Below are 17168 nucleotides of genomic sequence, written 5' to 3'. Positions count from 1 at the left end.
TATTTCCTCCGCACCCATGTATTTGGTGGACCAATCAAGAGCTATAATCCCTCGTCAATCCTGGTGTTTTTGAGAAATTTGCAAAATGTAGATATATAAAGAGCGGAAACAATATAGCATCTGTTTCCGCTCTATGTTATTGCAGATATTACTTAATCATTTTTGCAAAGTGCTCCAAAGTGCGAACCAATTGTGCAGTGTAGGACATTTCATTGTCATACCAAGCTACAGTTTTAACCAATTGTTGGTCGCCAACAGTCAGAACTTTAGTTTGAGTGGCATCAAACAGGGAACCGAAAGTGATTCCTTGGATATCGGAAGATACGATTTCGTCTTCTGTGTATCCGAAAGTTTCTGGATCGGAAGCTTCTTGCATAGCTGCGTTAACTTCTTCAGCAGTTACTTTTTTGTTCAGAACAGTTACGAGCTCAGTCAGGGAACCAGTAGCTACTGGTACACGTTGAGCTGCACCATCAAGGATTCCTTGCAGTTCTGGGATTACCAGACCGATTGCTTTAGCAGCACCAGTTGTGTTAGGGATGATGTTTTCAGCTGCTGCGCGAGCACGACGGAAGTCACCTTTAGGGTGTGGAGCATCCAACGTGTTTTGGTCGCCAGTGTAAGCGTGAATTGTAGTCATCAAACCTTGAACGATTCCGAATTTGTCTTGCAGTGTTTTTGCCATAGGTGCCAGGCAGTTTGTTGTGCAAGATGCGCCGGAGATTACAGTTTCAGTACCGTCGAGGATTTCATGGTTTACGTTGTAAACGATGGTTTTCATGTCGCCAGTAGCTGGTGCGGAGATAACAACTTTCTTAGCTCCACCTTTCAAGTGTTTCTCAGCTGCTTCTTTCGTTGTGAAGAAACCAGTACATTCCAGAACGATATCTACGCCCAGGTCGCCCCAAGGAAGTTCTTCCGGGTTACGGTTAGCCAATACTTTAACTTCTTTGCCGTTCACTTTGAAGAAACCATCGTGTACTTCAACATCGCCATCGAAGCGACCTTGAGTTGTATCATATTTGAGCAAATGAGCGAGCATTTTAGCGTCAGTCAAGTCATTGATTGCTACTACCTCGATGCCTGCTACATTTTGAATACGGCGGAATGCCAAGCGTCCAATACGTCCAAAACCGTTAATACCTACTTTAATCATGAGTAAGTTCCTCCCAAGTTTTGATTAATTTTTTATGAAACTTATATATTCAAGACAGACGGTGAAGTCCGTCAAGACAACAATTGTCGTGATGCAATGTAAACCCTTATTCCATTTCAGCAACGATGACTTCGGCAGCAGCCTCATCAATAATCAGAATATCTTCCTGACCAAATCGCAACACGGAGTGTATTGCAGCAGCTTTGCTTTTGCCACCTGCAATTCCAATTACAACATCGGTTCGTTCAATATCCTGAAGTCGCATACCCAGTGTAAGCATGGTATGTACAACCTCACCCTGATCATTAAAGTAATAACCGAAAGATTCAGATACGGCCCCTTGCTCCTGAAGTTCATCTATAATCTCCGTCGCAAGTTTGCGTCTTTTGGCCATCTCTACGGCATCACCAATTCCATGAATAACAATCCGTGATTGCCTGATCAGCTGCAGAATCTCCTGAACACTAGGGTCCTGGATTAATGATTCATAGGCATGATCACTGAGCAAATCCGGTACATGCAGGAGTTTGTATTGCGCCCCTACCCGTTTTGCCATTGTGGATGCGATCGTATTAGCCTGAATTTCAAGGCTTTCTCCAAGTCCACCGCGTGCTGGTACAAACCAGACACCTTTGAGCGATGTTGGCGGAGTCAGTTGCTCTGCGACTTCGGCCGTTGTTGAACCGCCAGTAACGGCGACAACGTCGTTGTCACTCATGATATTGCCGAGAGCCTTCGCTCCGGCTCTGCCCAGTTCCCTTTTGGCAAATGGAGAAACGTCCGAATCACCAGGAACCACAACTACCTTTTGCAGACCGTAGGCTTGCTTGATGCGCTCTTCCAGCTCGGATAATCCGAACAACTCTTTGGCTACGGGCTCTAACTGCTGCAGCAAATCATACCCTGCCTCGCTGATCTTCATTCCTGCACTGTCAATTTCAATAAGTCCCTGAGCCTTTAACAGATCGGTCTCAGCCCTCAGAACCCGCTCGGTCATCTGCATGGAATTAGCTAACGTTCTCCGTCCGATCACATCCGATAACATGATCTGTTGCAGAATCGTATACCTCTTTTTCAAGATATCCATGAGATCAGGCAGAAGCTGCTTTTGTATTTCTAAAATCGTTCGCATGCTTTCCACTCCCGCAAGTTCTCGTTCTAAGCTCTCTTTCTTGGCCCTAAAACGTCCCGGGTTAACTTTTTAAGTCCCACGTCTATTCTACCTAAAACTGACGTGACATGCAAGTGTTTCAACGTGTTATTTCGACACGCATTCAGCGTTTGTACGCGCCTATTTTCACAATCTTAGACTTCCATGATCTAGGACTAGCTCACGCATACCATATATAGAAGAAACAAATGAATCCAATCTACATATCGCTCAGAATCACATTTCATACGGCATGTCCAAAACCTCTAATAGCATTTACTTAAATGCACTCTTTATCCACTCTTCTTCATCATGATCATTTTTAGGTTAATCCAAACCAATACCACAACCAACTGCTTGCAATTAAATATTTCATGAGCTATAATCATTATTGCTGTCACATAATGTGCGCCCGTGGTCCAATGGATATGACGTAGGCCTCCGAAGCCTGAGATCCAAGTTCGATTCTTGGCGGGCGCGCCATTTTTAATTAACAGCTCATAACCCTTTTAACCAACGAAACCGGAAAGGTTTCTTTTTTTTGCAAGTTAGTTTGACTTTCTTTGACTTTTTGTTTGGAATTGTTTATTATGTGGGTAATACGGTAACAGTTTAAGTATAAACACCAATAACATTTACATTCCAAGGAGGTTTTTCACGTGAGTTTTATTCCAATGGTCGTTGAACAGAGCAACCGGGGTGAGCGCGCCTACGACATCTACTCCAGATTGCTGAAGGATCGTATTATTTTCCTTGGTAGCGATGTTAATGACGTAGTGGCTAATGCCATTATGGCACAGATGTTGTTCCTGGCTGCGGAAGATCCGGAGAAAGACATTCACTTATACATCAACAGCCCAGGCGGATCGATTACAGCCGGTATGGCGATTTACGATACAATGCAATTCATCAAACCGGATGTATCTACCATCTGTGTAGGTATGGCGGCTTCCATGGGTGCATTCTTGTTGAATGCCGGTGCAAAAGGTAAACGTTTTGCATTACCAAACAGTGAAATTATGATTCACCAACCACTTGGTGGTGCACAAGGTCAGGCTTCTGACATCGAAATCCGTGCTCGTCGCATTTTGAAAATGCGTGATACGTTGAACCGCATCATCTCTGAGCGTTCAGGTCAACCGCTGGAGCGGATTGAGAAAGATACAGATCGTGACTACTTCATGAGTGCTGCTGAAGCCGCCGATTACGGTATCATTGATAAAGTCATCGAAAACGTAGGTTCCCAAGGTATCTAAGTGTTATGTAGACCCCGGTCTACGAGTTAACGTAATCAAAACCTAACGTAACCAGCAACACTTCGTGTGTTGCCCATACGCAAAGAAGCCCTCATCATAATCATGATGGGGGCTTCTTCTTTTTCATTTTATAAGAAAGATAACTTAAGAGTGCACGATGATGATTCTTTACTTGCTTCCAGTTACATTACTGAAAGGTTCTGTGCCTTTAGGGAGAAGCTCTTTATACGTAAATGGCATTTCAGGGAAGCCCTCTGCGTACGCCGTATATTCATACAACTGGAAGAACACAACTACACCCGTTGGTGTCACATAGAAATCTTGATCTTTATTTAACCCTTTATAACCGTCGAGGTATCCACCGCGGGCTTTCAGTTGATCGCCCACTTTTTTACCCAACGTCTCGCGCATGGTTTTGTTATTTTGCAGCACATCATCTAACGTAAGCTCCTTACCTGTGTCCAGTGCAAAGGTGTGGCCCGTACGGTATGTCATCCCGTGAGCGCCAGCATAATCCTCGTATCGTTGTGTAATGAGTCCCAACACGCCTTTTTCGTTATATGTCACTACATAAGAGCTCTCAAATGCATATGGACGGTCGGCCGTTGCACCGCCGAATTCAGATGTTTGTTTCTTGAAGGCAGCTACATGAGCATCCACTTCATCTTTCAATACTTTGTTGATCGCCACCTCAGCTTCTTTGCTCGCAAGGCCACTCACTTGCGGATATTGAACATCCACAATAGCATTTTTCACCGTAACATTGACTGTTGCCGCTTTAACTTTCACGTTATTTTGTTTCACCTTGCTGAGGGTCAACGTTTTGGTTTTGCCATCCCAATCTCCCTGTACACCCAGATAATCTCTCATTGCCGAGAATGGGATATACAATCGACCCTGAATCAATTTCGCTTCCACCTGAGGGTAATAACCGTTAATATAAACGTTTGGCTGTCCATCCATCAGGCTAACGGTCATCGCATTGTTGGCTGCTGTTACCGTATATGACTTGGTTTTCGCATCATATTTCAGCATTCCACCTGCCACATCTTTAACTGCCGTAAGAGATACCCAAGTTGAGCCACCTTGAAGAAGTCCTTTTTGAGTCAGTGTTTTTCCACCCGATTTTAGAGTTACCTCAGCCGGGGTTGTCACTTTCGAGGATACCGATGCTGCCTGAACCGAGTCTTGCCACACCGAACCGCTACCTACAATAATTCCTGCCGCGAGCAACGCACTTGTCCATTTTTTCCATGATGTCATATATAAAACTCCTCTCTGAATTCACAATTAGGGATCATTGCGTATGTAATCCTGACCTGATCGCATATCTCATACGCTCACCTCTCTATTATAATTAACCCAATCTCGGAAAGGTTTACAGCTCGAGTTACAATGTTGATGAATATCAGTAGGAAAATATATGGGGATATGACCTTTTTGTCACGAACAACTATACAAAAAAGATACCAATAAACAGCATTTCATGTTACTTCAAAAAGGTACCCTCCTATCCAACTTCATCAAAGTTTGCTTTTCCAACAAAAAAGACTCTGTCCACAGGACAAAGTCTTTGTCATTATTTCGTTCTACCCTTCAAATGACCCTTGATAAGGTTACTTGAGCTTACAGTCCTTAGTTCGATCTTTTATTTCATTTCATACGTGATATTCAGAATTGTAATTACTTTAACCTGGCCTGTTTCAATCTCAGTGCCACCTGCTGTATCTTGTGCTTTGGACATCAACGCCTCGCTTGCATAGAATACAGGCACATTGGCATCACCTTGGCTCACCGAAAGAACAGCACCCAGTTGACGTTTAACTGCTTTTGCAATAGCGCCAGCTTTCACATCTGCATTGGCAACAGCTTTCTCAATCACTTGGGACTCATAACTTTCCGGATTTTCTACAGTAAAGCGCACGTTTTCAATGTTGTTGGCACCTGCCCCCGAAGCAGCATCGAGCAATTCGCCAATCTTGTCCATCTCACGATATGTGACTGTCAGCGTATGATGCGCTGTATATCCTTTAATTTGCTGTCCGTCTTTTTCGCTATACGTATAGTTTGGTTGTACAGAGAACTGACTCGTTTGAATGTCGTCTGCACTGATCTTCCACGTATTTTTCAGCAAGTTGGATACCTTTTGAACTTTGGCAGCATTCGCTTTTTGAGCAGATGCAGCTGTCTCTGCAGTACTGTTCACACCAATGGACAGATAAGCGATATCAGGCTTCACCTGAATCTCACCTTTACCCACAACATTAATCACATTCTGTTGTACTCCCTGAACCTCTGCAGCGTAAGCATAGTTACCTGGTGCAACCCATGCTGTTCCTCCAACAAGCAACGTACTTGCCACCAGCACCGCACCAAACGGTTTCATCCATTGTTTACCCATCACGATAGCCTCCTTATGTGTTAACATCTCAAACTTTAAACGATTTGATACCTTAACAGACGGGACAAATTCCATAATGTTGCACTTGACGATAGCATAAACGTGAAAAACACAAAAAAGTCCCTTTCGGGACTTCTTCATTGGATTGATCATATCTTATTGGTTTTCGAGCTCTTCCTTGCTTACCAGACTAACTAAAGCGTTTACAGCCTGTTCGGCATCCGCGCCTTCTGCACTAATCTGGATTTCCGTACCTGTGCTAATCGCAAGGCTCATGATCCCCATGATACTTTTTGCATTAACTTTTTTGTCGTCCTTCTCGACGAACACTTCAGACGAGTACTTATTCGCTTCTTGAACGAACAGTGCCGCAGGTCTGGCATGGAGACCCGTTTTCAAACGGACAACTACCGGGTGCTTTGTCATGGAAACTTACCCCCTATTATGAAATCTGGACATTAAATACACAATTATATTTATACAACATTATACCATTAACCCGTGCAGGACACTAGAAGAAAAAACTCAGGGTACTTTGACGGACATTATCTTGCCCTATTTCATCTTTTGCAGAGCGCATCCAATGACCTGAGTGAGTCTCCCAGATCCTTAACGGCTGACTTTCCCGACCTTTCTGTTCAGCAGAAACAGCCGACCTTGTTACTTTACCCTACACCGACTTAACCATAACGTTCTGCGCGCACTTTCTCAGCCAGCTCATCAATTTTACGAAGCCGATGGTTCACTCCCGACTTGCTGACTGTACCTTTAAGGAGCTCGCCAACTTCCTTCAAGTTGATATCCGGATGAGCGAGTCGAACCTCCGCCACTTCGCGAAGCTTCTCAGGCAGCGATTCCAGACCAACTTCCTTTTGTAACAACCGGATATTATCGATTTGTCTTACCGCGGCTCCAATGGTTTTGTTCAGGTTGGCCGTCTCACAATTGACAATCCGGTTAACGGAGTTACGCATGTCGCGCATAATTCGTACATCCTCAAACTTGAACAAGGCCTGATGAGCACCAATGATGCTGAGCAGCTCAATGATTTTCTCGCCTTCCTTAATGTATAGGATGAATCCTTTTTTCCGTTCTATACACCGGGCATTCAGATGAAATTCATTGGCAAGGTCCACCAGTGCCTGACAGTGCTCTTCATACATGGACGCAATCTCCAGATGGTACGAGGAACCTTCCGGATTATTAACCGATCCACCGGCCAGAAATGCACCGCGAAGATAGGCCCGTTTACAACAGTTCTGCTGAAATAACTCCGTATTAATCCCTGGCGTAAACAGAAAACCTTCCGATACAATATGAAGACTATTGAGAATCTCCTGTACCATGGTTGGAATACGAACAATATATACATTGTTCTTTTTCAGCCGCATTTTTTTGCGGACCAGTAATTCCGTATGCACTTGAAAATGCTTTTTAAGCAGAGAGTATGCCCGTCTTGCAATGGCGGCATTCTCCGTCGAAATATCCAAGATCACTTTTTTATTCGATAACTGCACTGCACCAAGCATACGGATGAGGGCTGAAAGTTCCGCCTTTTCGCAGCACGGTTCGCTCTCGATCATGGTTAACTCTTTTTTGGTCTGTGCTGCAAACGACATGGGACTTCACCTCTTCCGTAACATCCAATTTTGTACCAGTTGGTAGATGTGATGACTTAACTTGTCGGCATCATGACGCAGATAGGTTTTGAACAGAACAAGGGTATCTGCAACCACCTGATAGCCGGCACTTTCGAGTACATTCATATCCAGTACAACCGGTTTTGCTCCTTTTTCCGCATACTTATTTTGCACTTGCAGCGGAATATCACCATTATTTACGATAACATAGTCGAAGAGCTGATGACCTATATGCTCGTGTACCGCCTTAAGGTGGTCACTTACCGTATAGTTATCTGTTTCTCCCGGCTGTGTCATAACATTACAGATAAACATCTTCACCGCATCAGCCTCTACCACAGCCTCAGCCAGCTTAGGTACGAGCAGATTGGGAAGGATGCTTGTATAGAGGCTGCCTGGCCCGATCAGAATGGCGTCAGCTTGACGAATGGCCTCTACTGCCTCTGGCAACGGCTCCACGTGATCCGGTTCAAGGAAAACACGTTTGATGCGTCCACCCGCCTCAGGGATTTTGGACTCACCTGTAATAATTGTCCCATCTTCCATCTCCGCATGCAACACAACGGCCTGACCAGCAGCTGGTAATACCTCACCTCGAACGGCAAACACGCGGCTAAGTTCCCGCACCGCGGTCACAAAGTCGCCCGAAATATCCGTCATTGCAGCCAAAATTAAATTCCCCAAGCTGTGGCCTGCAAGCCCCGCGCCTGTATTGAAACGATACTTTAACATATCTGAAAGCAATGGTTCTACATCAGCCAGTGCCGTAAGCACGTTGCGAATGTCGCCCGGAGGCGGCATCTGTAGCTCATTGCGCAGGATGCCTGAACTTCCACCGTCATCTGCAACTGTGACGATGGCCGTGATATCCAGCGGCTTCTCTTTCAAACCGCGCAACATCACGGATAATCCGGTTCCGCCGCCCATTACAACTATTCTCGGACGTTCTCTTCGTGGTCCGGCCTCTTTCATCCCTTCACCCTCTTCAATGACGGTCCCGGTCAGCGTCGCGATGGCTCACGGTGACAGCTTCAGTCTCGCTGCTTCCCAACATCTTGCCCAAATATTCCGATATTGCTACCGAACGATGCTTGCCTCCGGTACAGCCGATTCCAATAATAACCTGGCTTTTGCCTTCCTTCCGGTATTGCGGAATCAGGAAATGCAGCATATCCAGCAGTTTCGTCAGAAAGGCCTGTGTCTCTGGCCATTTCATGACATATTCATAGACATCACTATTCTGCCCCGTATTCGGACGCAAATGATCAATATAATGCGGATTCGGTAAAAAACGTACATCAAACACCAGATCAGCATCAATCGGAATGCCATATTTGAATCCAAACGACGTAATATTCACCGACAGCATTTGGCTTTCCAGATGAGAAAAGCGGGATATGATGCGTTCTTTCAGTTGAGCAGGCTTCATTGTACTAGTATTCAGTACCTGAGTCGCAGAGTTTTTGAGTTCCTCCAACATCTTGCGTTCCAGTCGGATGCCGTCCAGCGGCATGCCCTCAGGAGCCAGTGGATGTCTGCGCCTGCTTTCTTTGTAACGCTGAACAAGTACAGAATCTGTAGCATCCAGGAATAAAATCTCGCAATGAATGGTAAAATGATCTTTAATATAGTTCAAAGACTCGGACAGAGCCGTAAAGAATTCACGCCCGCGCAGATCGATAACCAATGCAACCTTACCAATCTTGCCGTTTGACTGTTCAATTAGTTCCGCAAATTTCGGAATCAATACCGGCGGCAGATTATCCACACAGAAGAAACCCAGATCCTCCAGGCTTTGTACTGCAATGGTTTTACCTGCTCCGGACATGCCCGTAATGATAATGAGCGTGGCGCCTGTGCCTGGTGATCCTTCACCTTCAAGCATAAATGTCCCCTCCTTATCATATTGCTGTCTTCATATATTGTTACGAGGTCACTAGGAACGCAAGAGAAGACCTGCTGCACCCACAATACCTGCATTATTACCAAGTGTAGCTTCCAGAATCTGAACCCCTTCTTGGAGTGGTTCCGGTGTCAACTTAGCAAATACGGTACGGATTTCATCGAACAAGAAATTACCTGCTTTGGATACGCCACCACCAATGATGAACATCTCCGGGTTAATGACAGCCGCTACAGTAGCCATGGACTTGCCCAGGTAGAAGGCCGCACGATTCACAATGCGCTGTGCCACTTCATCGCCTGCCTTGGCAGCATCAAATACTTCTTTGGCTGCAATCTTGTCGACGAGAGCCAGTGACGTATGATCACCACGTTCTACTGCATCCTTTGCCATACGGATAATACCCGTTGCAGACGATACTGTTTCTACACATCCCATTTTACCACAACCGCATTTGATGGCTTCCAGATCAGGTACAACACTGATATGACCCAGTTCTCCCGCCATACCGGAGAAACCCTGATAGATGTTGCCATTCAAGATCAAGCCTCCGCCAACACCCGTACCGAGTGTATAACATACGCAGTTGTCTACGCCTTTGCCGGCACCTGCCCATACTTCACCCAGCGCAGCCACGTTTGCATCGTTATCTATTTTGATTGGCTTGCCCAGACGTTCTTCCAGAATCGAACGAATGGCCACATTCCGAAATCCGATGTTAGGGGCATGAACGATAATTCCCTCGCGTACATTCGTGAAACCGGCCACTCCAGCACCTACACCCTCAAGCTGTTCCCAGCTGTACGGTGATTCGGCTACGATATGTCGGACATACTTCTCGATGTTGGCGATGACCGTGTCTACGCCCTTATCCACTTCAGTCGGTCCTTCATACGTATGCATTAGCTGACCTTGTTCATCGCATATACCGACCTTGATTGCTGTTCCGCCGAGATCGACCCCAACGTAGATTTTCTCAGACATGCTGCAAGCCACCTTTATCTATCTAAAATAGTTTAAGTCCTACGTACCAACTATAATTGAAGGATACGCCTGGGTCAAGACGATAAGACCTTGTATACATCATGCTTCACCAGGGTTGTGAACCACATCACATAGCATTTTTGAATACGTATACAATCTCATTACCTTCATTTATAAACGCACGCTTTATTCCTTCCTCCATAACAGAGGAAGCCTCAACTCATGATATTGCATCTTCACTCGTTCCATTCATAAAAGATCAACATCGTCCCCTCATAGTGGTGACTCGTCTTATGCACCCCGCCACCTGTCATTCTCATACAGAGAGCTATCGAATGACGGTATTGCCAACAAAAAAGCGCCTTCCACATATAGAAGGCGCCCTTACTTTTATGAAAATTCTGAAGTTGTAGAATTGGGGTTAAACTCAGTTGATTTTCTGCGTTATAACTTCGTTTCCACACGTACCGGCTCTTCCGTCTTCTCCATCTTGTTCACATCCAGAATATCGAGCAGGAAGACAAAGATCGGAATACCAATGATCAGTCCCCAGATCCCCAGAAAGTGTTGCGACAGAATTAGAACGATAAAGGTGTAGAACATTGGCAATTTGGTCTTGTGTGCCATCAGTTTTGGATTCAGGAAGTACGTCTCCAAAGCATGAATAACAATAATCATGATGATTACAATAATGCTTAATTTCAGTCCACCCATCTGATACCCGATCAGACAGAGCGGTACAAGTGAGATGATAACTCCCGCAACGGGAACCAGACTGAGCATGAACACCAGAATAGTCAGAGCGAACAGATACGGGAAGCCCAGAATCCATAAGCCAAGTATCGTCAGCACCGTATTAAACACCGCAATAAGAAGCTGTGCCTCAATGACTTTACCAAAAGAAGACACGAATTTGTCTCCCAGATAAGCCACTTCATTGTAGAACCATCCAATTTTACTTGTTTTGAACTTGGACGTGAACTTGGATATCTCCTGCTTCTGTAACAAGAAGAACAGACTTAGAATGATGACAAGCAGAATAAACTCCAGCCATTTGCTCAAAGCGAAAATATATTTCAATGCATCATTGGTGTAATTTTTAATATCGAAGGATTGAAGATAACCCGCAATTTTGGATGCAAAATTATCACCGTCTGCACTATCCAGAAATTTCATAATCTCGTTGGTCAACTGAACGACCTGATCCACGATCCGTGGTGAATATCTGGATATGCCAAGCACAATGACTGCGATCACGATCATATAGAGCAGGATGACCACAACTTTATAATTGATCGGAAACAATCGATTCAGACCACCTGTAATGAAATGCTGTAACCTGTTCATGACATATGTCACCAGGAACAACAGCAGAATCATGTGCAGCATACTCCCCATACTGAACAAAATTAAACAGAACAAGAGCAAGATCAAAAACCGTCTCACTGTCGCATTCTGTAACCAATCTTTTATCATTTCCCCCAAAATCTTCACCTCACAGCTAATATGCCCTATATGTATACGAACTCATGCCCACTGTAGTTTCAAAAAAAGAGAAGCCTTCCGGCTTCTCTCATTCATGAGACTTCCCGTTGTCTCTTATTCCTAACATATGCCTAACCTCACGCATGTAATGCTTATTTATCCAACGTTTCGCTCCAATCATGAACAATGCTTCCTTCAAGGAACTTCTCACAATCCATCGCGGCCATACATCCTGATCCTGCAGCCGTAATAGCTTGACGATACTTCGTATCCTGAACATCACCACAGGCGAATACACCCGGAATATTGGTCTCCGTTGTTCCCGGTTTAACGACAACATAGCCATGTTCGTCCAGTGTGATCGCATTTCCCAGGAATCCGGTATTCGGTGTGTGACCAATGGCAACGAATACGCCATCTGCTTCGAGCAACTCTTCCTGCCCCGTCTCGTTGTTGCGCACCTTCAGTCCTTTGACACCCAAAGCTTCTGGTATGACCTCGAGTGGAGTACGGTTCAGCGCCCACTTCACCTTTTCATTGCTGCGAGCCCGATCCTGCATAATCTTGGATGCACGCAATTCATCCCGGCGGTGAACCAATGTCACGTCTGTTGCAAAACGAGTCAGGAAACTCGCTTCCTCCATCGCGGAGTCTCCGCCGCCCACGACCACGATTTTTTTGCCTCGGAAGAAGAAACCGTCACATGTCGCGCATGTGCTTACACCACGTCCCACATTTTCCTGCTCGCCCGGAATACCGAGATAACGAGCAGAAGCACCTGTGGAGATAATGATCGATTCAGCTTCCAATTCACCGATTCCTCCAACTTTGACCTTGAAGGGCGGTTTGCTGAAATCAACCTCTTCCACCCAACCGTTTTTGAATTCTGCTCCAAAACGTTCAGCTTGCTTACGCATGTTGTCCATCAGTTCCGGACCCATGATACCTTGCGGGAAACCGGGGAAATTCTCAACTTCCGTTGTCGTCGTCAATTGACCACCCGGCTGAAGACCTTCGATAACCAGTGGTTTCAGATTAGCACGAGCCAGATATATCGCTGCTGTCAGACCCGCAGGTCCCGTTCCGATCACAATCGTTCTGTATTTAGACATATAGATACAGCCTCCTTAATTAAGGTGAGAATGTGTTGTACTAGCGATGAACTTGCCAAGATGATATCCTACAGGCGTTTACGAGGCCCATTCGTTAAGTTTACCCGTTTTCCCGGTTGTTGTATCCTTCACCTGATGATGTCTTTCTGAAAACGAGTTAAAGCGAACTTTTTCTATACAAGTGGTGGCTTGCTGTTACAAACCGAATGAATCTGTTTAGCATACTTGCTAACCGTTGATGCCGATATCCCATACCGCTCAGCAATGCTTTGATAGGTAACGGGCCGACTGTGATTCTTCGCTGCCAAATATTCAAGTCCTGCAGCCCAACCCTCAATCTGCTTCGTACCCGGAACCTCCGGATGTACCCGGGATACATAATCCGTCCAGAGCCGTTCCATCTCTTGCTGCAACTCAGCCTTTGCTTCAGACATCTGTAACGCACGATCAACAACAGCCTGCCAATGGGAGGTTGAACCAGTGTCCAATTGCTCTGATGTGGATGGAACCTTCCCAATAGACTTCAAGGCTACAGGAGAAAAGGGTCGAACCACCTGAGTATTCCGATCCTCATGTTCAGCCGATTTCAATCCGTTCAGTACAGTTTGTGCTGCCTCAAGCAGATCCTGTTCTTCTCCAGGCTCTTCAATAAAGGATTGCAGAGCCTGCTGCACCTCATAGTCACCGATCATCCCAAGCGCATGAATCACCTGTAGCTTGGTTGCCCGATCACCATGACGTAATGCCCAGAAGAAAGATGAGCGAATCAGTGGATCATTCTTCATTTCTTCAGGTATGCCACTACCATAGTTCTCCCACTGTCTGAACTGCTCATCAAATGGCAGATGATAGTGATAGCTCAGCTTCTCTGGCTCTTGCTCGCCTTGTCTTACAGCCTCAAGACCTGACAGATAATACCGGGATACTTCAGAACCCGGATCAAGCTTGGACACATGATGCCATAAACGCTCAGCAGCATCATAACGTTCTGTATTATAAGCCGCCACGGCTGCATAGTGAGCAAGTGCCGGATCAGCAGCTGTCTCTTCGTCCTTGAGCAAACGCCGGAAGTGAACATAAGCCGTATCGTGTTGGCCCAGAATTCCCATTGTTGTCGCCAGTTTGTAGACTTGTTCGTGCTGGAATGGCACGATGACCCGCAATTTTTTGATCAGAAGCAGCACTTGATCAGCCCGGTTCTCATTTTGATGGAAAATGGCCAGATTACAGAGTGCATGCAGATTACCTGGTTCCTGTTCAAGCACTTCGGCAATGGTCTCTTTTGCTTTGGGAAACAGACCCATATAATAGTAGGCGAGTGCCAGATTGTTACGGGCAGCCAAGTAATCAGGATAATCAGAAGACATGCCTTCAAGCAATTCAGCAGCCTGTGCAAATTTTCCTTCTTCCAGCAGTTCCCGTGCCTGATCGTGCTCCACTACACCTTTGCGTGATTTGATTCGATTCAGTTTGGTCGGACGATCCAGCTCATAGTACAGAAGCTCCATCATCTCTTCGGCTTCCGTCATGAACTGACCTTGGGTGTCCTCCTCCAGATAGGTAACAAGTGCTTGCTCGGCTTCCTCAAACCGATCCATATTTGCATAATTGTTCGCCATATAGAAATAACATTCCGTCATTGACGGATCTACCACTTCCAGCACGTTAGCCAGAATGGCATTGGAGGCTTCGTAATCCCCCTTCTCCGATAATATACCCGCCATATTACAATGATTTACCGGATTTTCCGGTTCGTATTCAACAGCTTTGCGAAAATATTTTAATGCCTTGTCGACATGATTTCGGTCCAGCGAGCGGACAGCTCTTTCAAAGAAGAAAGAAGCATCCAAGTGAATCGGTATAATATTGGCAAGGTGTCCCTCAGCCCGCACTAGCTTGCCCTTCATCTTCCAAGGCACCTCCTCTTTGCATTTCATTCATACTCTTCAGTATACCACATCTTAAGGCCCACTTCTCAATATGTAGTTTCATGTCGTTTATGAAAAAAATGCAAATAAAGACGACATTCCATCATACACGGATGAAATGCCATCTTTATTTTTTGTAAACAGATATTACTCAGGTAACTACATCAATTGAAACTGCATTAGATCAACTAAAACGATAGACTTTGTTAACATCCGAAGAATAGAGTCTCAATCGCTTTAATTTTTCAACGCCATCGAAGGTGAAAGTGAAATATGAAGGGTCTTATCAAAAGGTGTCATGAAATTGACCAGCACAACCTTACACTTGTCCGGCAGTTTTGCCTCACGTACCGTTGCCGCCAGATGACCCAGTTCGCCCCCGGTGATCTCCAGCCAGTCTTCTCCGCAGGTATAGCGTAATGTACCGCCTTTCCACAAATAATGACCCTCACTCGTTTCAATCGAGTCTTCACAGATCAGCTCACCTTCGCTTCCGAATACAAAGGATAACTGCATCATAATGTCCGCCGGTTCCTGTCCAGATAGATGCATGCTCCATCCGTTTTCCGTTGGCAGTAACTCTGCTCCTACACGGAAGGTCTGCTCATGAGTAAGCTGACGACTCTGATGAGGCAACAAGTACCATGGACTGATGGCTGATGCAGCCGATTCTGGCAGCAGGTTTGCAGGGATTGGGCCGTAGTAACCTTTTTTCTGCTCACCAGTTAGTCGATACCCTTCGGACAGCCTCGTCATTTGCTGCATAGGTACATACCCTGGATTAAAGTAAGAGGCCAGTTGCACAGCCAGCAGGCGCACCTTGCCATGACGAAGAGCGAAGAAAGAAGGAACTTCTGTCATCACAGTCACACTTGTAGCGCCATCCCGAATTCGAGCTACCGGAGCACCAAAGTCCGTATGCATCCGACTGTGCGAGATACGTCCGTGATGCCCTACCGAATCCATCTGCTCCAGATATTCTCCCCGTACAAAATGTTCATTCAGCATGACCTCATACTGTTCCGGTAATGCATCACGTGTATCATTCGTCTGTTGAAGCTCCGGCTCAAGCATTAATCGAATGAGTGTATTCACCGAACATACTCCCGGATCGGTCAATGTATCTCCAGCCCAGGCTGCCATACCTGCAAAAAGTGGATCACCGTCCAGCCGAGCCAAAATGGCATAAGGCAGATAGTAAGGTGACAGATCATGAACACTGCCCAGATCCTGTCGCCCTGAATAATCCGTAACAATTTCACCCGTTGGATGGACCAGATACACCATCATGCGGAGATTAAGCCTCACTGGTTCCAGCAGTTCAGGACGATTGAGCAGGCGTGCGGCATGGATTAACATAATGTCGCTAACTGCGCTGTATATCCCATTGCTCCGTTCTGTCCACTCCCCATCGGGTGTAATATCCATGCCTTCATCTATCCACTGCTCTGCGCGCTGCACAGCTTCCTCCAGATCAAATATTTCATGCAGGAAACCAAGCGCCGCGCATAGCACCCAGCGATGATTGGGCGTATGACAACCTCCTGTAAGCATGGTTGGAATTGTACGTTCCAGAAACAGTCTCATATTGTTCAATACAGGTTGAAGCGGCTCCCATTCTTGCTGCTGAAGAAGCTGATACAACTGTGAATACCCTACAACGACAAATGCGGTATCCGGAGGGGAATGGTAATTGGTCCAGCCAGGCGATATTGAACCGTCGTCGTGCTGGAAGCGAAGTACAAATTCCGTAGCTAACAGCAGTCGATTTAACAACGACTCATCCCGGTAATAGATAGAGTCCGGATTGGAGAGCGCAGCTCCCCAGTAACACATATCCGTGGGTGTTCCAGTCGTATGGTTAACCCAGGCAACACCTGTAAAGGGATCAATTGTCCCTCCATAGTAACGGCTTTCCGGGTCAAGCATCTGCCGGGATATGCCTCTTTCTACCGCTCTGTCATTACTGTCCACCAGTTGTTTGTACATGTGCAGTTCCCCTCCATACCAATGCATTCTCCCGATGTGCGGAGTATGTTGCCTCAGCGCCTTTAATTCAGACCGGAAGCTTACTCATACCGCCCGTAGGTGAGTTCATTTTTCTCGTCAGTATATATCATATTTTTACAGTCGTTAAACACATGCTGTGAACA

At 45.8% G+C, this 17168-nt stretch carries 14 protein-coding genes and 1 tRNA gene; 2 read left to right on the top strand and 13 right to left on the bottom strand.

Features of this window, described 5'->3' with window-relative positions:
• Positions 1–148: 148 nt before the first annotated feature.
• Together gap and MKY66_RS00905 are read right to left on the bottom strand one after the other, a co-directional pair.
• Entirely contained in the window at positions 149–1156 is a 1008-nt protein-coding gene (gap, locus tag MKY66_RS00910) for a type I glyceraldehyde-3-phosphate dehydrogenase (RefSeq protein WP_017691243.1), read from the bottom strand.
• Between the two features lie 106 nt (positions 1157–1262).
• Positions 1263–2288, bottom strand: coding sequence for a sugar-binding domain-containing protein (locus MKY66_RS00905; RefSeq protein ID WP_076216886.1), 1026 nt, complete (start codon positions 2286–2288; stop codon positions 1263–1265).
• A 426-nt stretch (positions 2289–2714) separates the two neighbouring features.
• Here MKY66_RS00905 and MKY66_RS00900 point away from each other — a divergent pair.
• A tRNA-Arg gene (locus tag MKY66_RS00900) sits at positions 2715–2789 on the top strand.
• Positions 2790–2965: 176 nt separating this feature from the next.
• Positions 2966–3562 carry an ATP-dependent Clp endopeptidase proteolytic subunit ClpP gene (gene clpP / locus MKY66_RS00895; RefSeq protein ID WP_017691245.1) on the top strand — a complete coding sequence of 199 codons (597 nt, stop codon included), beginning with the start codon at positions 2966–2968 and terminating at the stop codon, positions 3560–3562.
• Between the two features lie 168 nt (positions 3563–3730).
• On the opposite strand, the gene MKY66_RS00890 is transcribed toward clpP, so the two are convergent.
• From MKY66_RS00890 to MKY66_RS00840, 11 genes are all read right to left on the bottom strand, one after another.
• Positions 3731–4825, bottom strand: a complete 1095-nt coding sequence (locus MKY66_RS00890; protein WP_076216885.1) for a stalk domain-containing protein — start codon at positions 4823–4825, stop codon at positions 3731–3733.
• A 385-nt stretch (positions 4826–5210) separates the two neighbouring features.
• Positions 5211–5963, bottom strand: coding sequence for an SIMPL domain-containing protein (locus MKY66_RS00885; RefSeq protein WP_076216884.1), 753 nt, complete (start codon positions 5961–5963; stop codon positions 5211–5213).
• 156 nt (positions 5964–6119) lie between these two features.
• Entirely contained in the window at positions 6120–6389 is a 270-nt protein-coding gene (locus tag MKY66_RS00880) for an HPr family phosphocarrier protein (protein ID WP_017691248.1), read from the bottom strand.
• A gap of 254 nt (positions 6390–6643) precedes the next feature.
• Positions 6644–7582 (bottom strand): DNA-binding protein WhiA, encoded by a 939-nt coding sequence (gene whiA, locus MKY66_RS00875; RefSeq protein WP_076216883.1) that lies wholly within the window; start codon positions 7580–7582, stop codon positions 6644–6646.
• A 6-nt stretch (positions 7583–7588) separates the two neighbouring features.
• Positions 7589–8575, bottom strand: a complete 987-nt coding sequence (locus tag MKY66_RS00870; protein WP_017691250.1) for a YvcK family protein — start codon at positions 8573–8575, stop codon at positions 7589–7591.
• 13 nt (positions 8576–8588) lie between these two features.
• Entirely contained in the window at positions 8589–9488 is a 900-nt protein-coding gene (rapZ, locus tag MKY66_RS00865; protein ID WP_017691251.1) for an RNase adapter RapZ, read from the bottom strand.
• A 51-nt stretch (positions 9489–9539) separates the two neighbouring features.
• Positions 9540–10490: an ROK family glucokinase gene (locus tag MKY66_RS00860; RefSeq protein ID WP_062837749.1), complete on the bottom strand. Its 951-nt coding sequence runs from the start codon at positions 10488–10490 to the stop codon at positions 9540–9542.
• A gap of 444 nt (positions 10491–10934) precedes the next feature.
• On the bottom strand, positions 10935–11966 hold the full coding sequence (locus MKY66_RS00855; RefSeq protein WP_036616412.1) for an AI-2E family transporter: 1032 nt from the start codon (positions 11964–11966) through the stop codon (positions 10935–10937).
• A gap of 161 nt (positions 11967–12127) precedes the next feature.
• A complete protein-coding gene (trxB, locus tag MKY66_RS00850; RefSeq protein ID WP_076216882.1) occupies positions 12128–13087 on the bottom strand; it encodes a thioredoxin-disulfide reductase in 960 nt (319 codons plus the stop codon).
• Between the two features lie 173 nt (positions 13088–13260).
• The gene (locus MKY66_RS00845; protein ID WP_076216881.1) at positions 13261–14994 is read right to left on the bottom strand and encodes a tetratricopeptide repeat protein; all 1734 of its coding nucleotides are present in this window, start codon (positions 14992–14994) and stop codon (positions 13261–13263) included.
• Between the two features lie 258 nt (positions 14995–15252).
• Positions 15253–17004 carry a hypothetical protein gene (locus MKY66_RS00840; protein WP_076216880.1) on the bottom strand — a complete coding sequence of 584 codons (1752 nt, stop codon included), beginning with the start codon at positions 17002–17004 and terminating at the stop codon, positions 15253–15255.
• Positions 17005–17168 lie beyond the last annotated feature (164 nt).

The sequence above is a fragment of the Paenibacillus sp. FSL R5-0766 genome, from assembly GCF_037971845.1.
Classification (GTDB): Bacteria; Bacillota; Bacilli; order Paenibacillales; family Paenibacillaceae; genus Paenibacillus.
This window is presented reverse-complemented; position numbering and strand designations above follow the sequence as displayed.

Coding starts and splice junctions, on each gene's coding strand:
- MKY66_RS00885 (WP_076216884.1), bottom strand. CDS start 5,963: ATGGGTAAACAATGGATGAAACCGTTTGGTGCGGTGCTGGTGGCAAGT.
- MKY66_RS00860 (WP_062837749.1), bottom strand. CDS start 10,490: ATGTCTGAGAAAATCTACGTTGGGGTCGATCTCGGCGGAACAGCAATC.
- gap (WP_017691243.1), bottom strand. CDS start 1,156: ATGATTAAAGTAGGTATTAACGGTTTTGGACGTATTGGACGCTTGGCA.
- MKY66_RS00880 (WP_017691248.1), bottom strand. CDS start 6,389: ATGACAAAGCACCCGGTAGTTGTCCGTTTGAAAACGGGTCTCCATGCC.
- MKY66_RS00890 (WP_076216885.1), bottom strand. CDS start 4,825: ATGACATCATGGAAAAAATGGACAAGTGCGTTGCTCGCGGCAGGAATT.
- MKY66_RS00845 (WP_076216881.1), bottom strand. CDS start 14,994: ATGAAGGGCAAGCTAGTGCGGGCTGAGGGACACCTTGCCAATATTATA.
- MKY66_RS00870 (WP_017691250.1), bottom strand. CDS start 8,575: ATGAAAGAGGCCGGACCACGAAGAGAACGTCCGAGAATAGTTGTAATG.
- MKY66_RS00905 (WP_076216886.1), bottom strand. CDS start 2,288: ATGCGAACGATTTTAGAAATACAAAAGCAGCTTCTGCCTGATCTCATG.
- MKY66_RS00855 (WP_036616412.1), bottom strand. CDS start 11,966: ATGATAAAAGATTGGTTACAGAATGCGACAGTGAGACGGTTTTTGATC.
- trxB (WP_076216882.1), bottom strand. CDS start 13,087: ATGTCTAAATACAGAACGATTGTGATCGGAACGGGACCTGCGGGTCTG.
- MKY66_RS00840 (WP_076216880.1), bottom strand. CDS start 17,004: ATGTACAAACAACTGGTGGACAGTAATGACAGAGCGGTAGAAAGAGGC.
- rapZ (WP_017691251.1), bottom strand. CDS start 9,488: ATGCTTGAAGGTGAAGGATCACCAGGCACAGGCGCCACGCTCATTATC.
- whiA (WP_076216883.1), bottom strand. CDS start 7,582: ATGTCGTTTGCAGCACAGACCAAAAAAGAGTTAACCATGATCGAGAGC.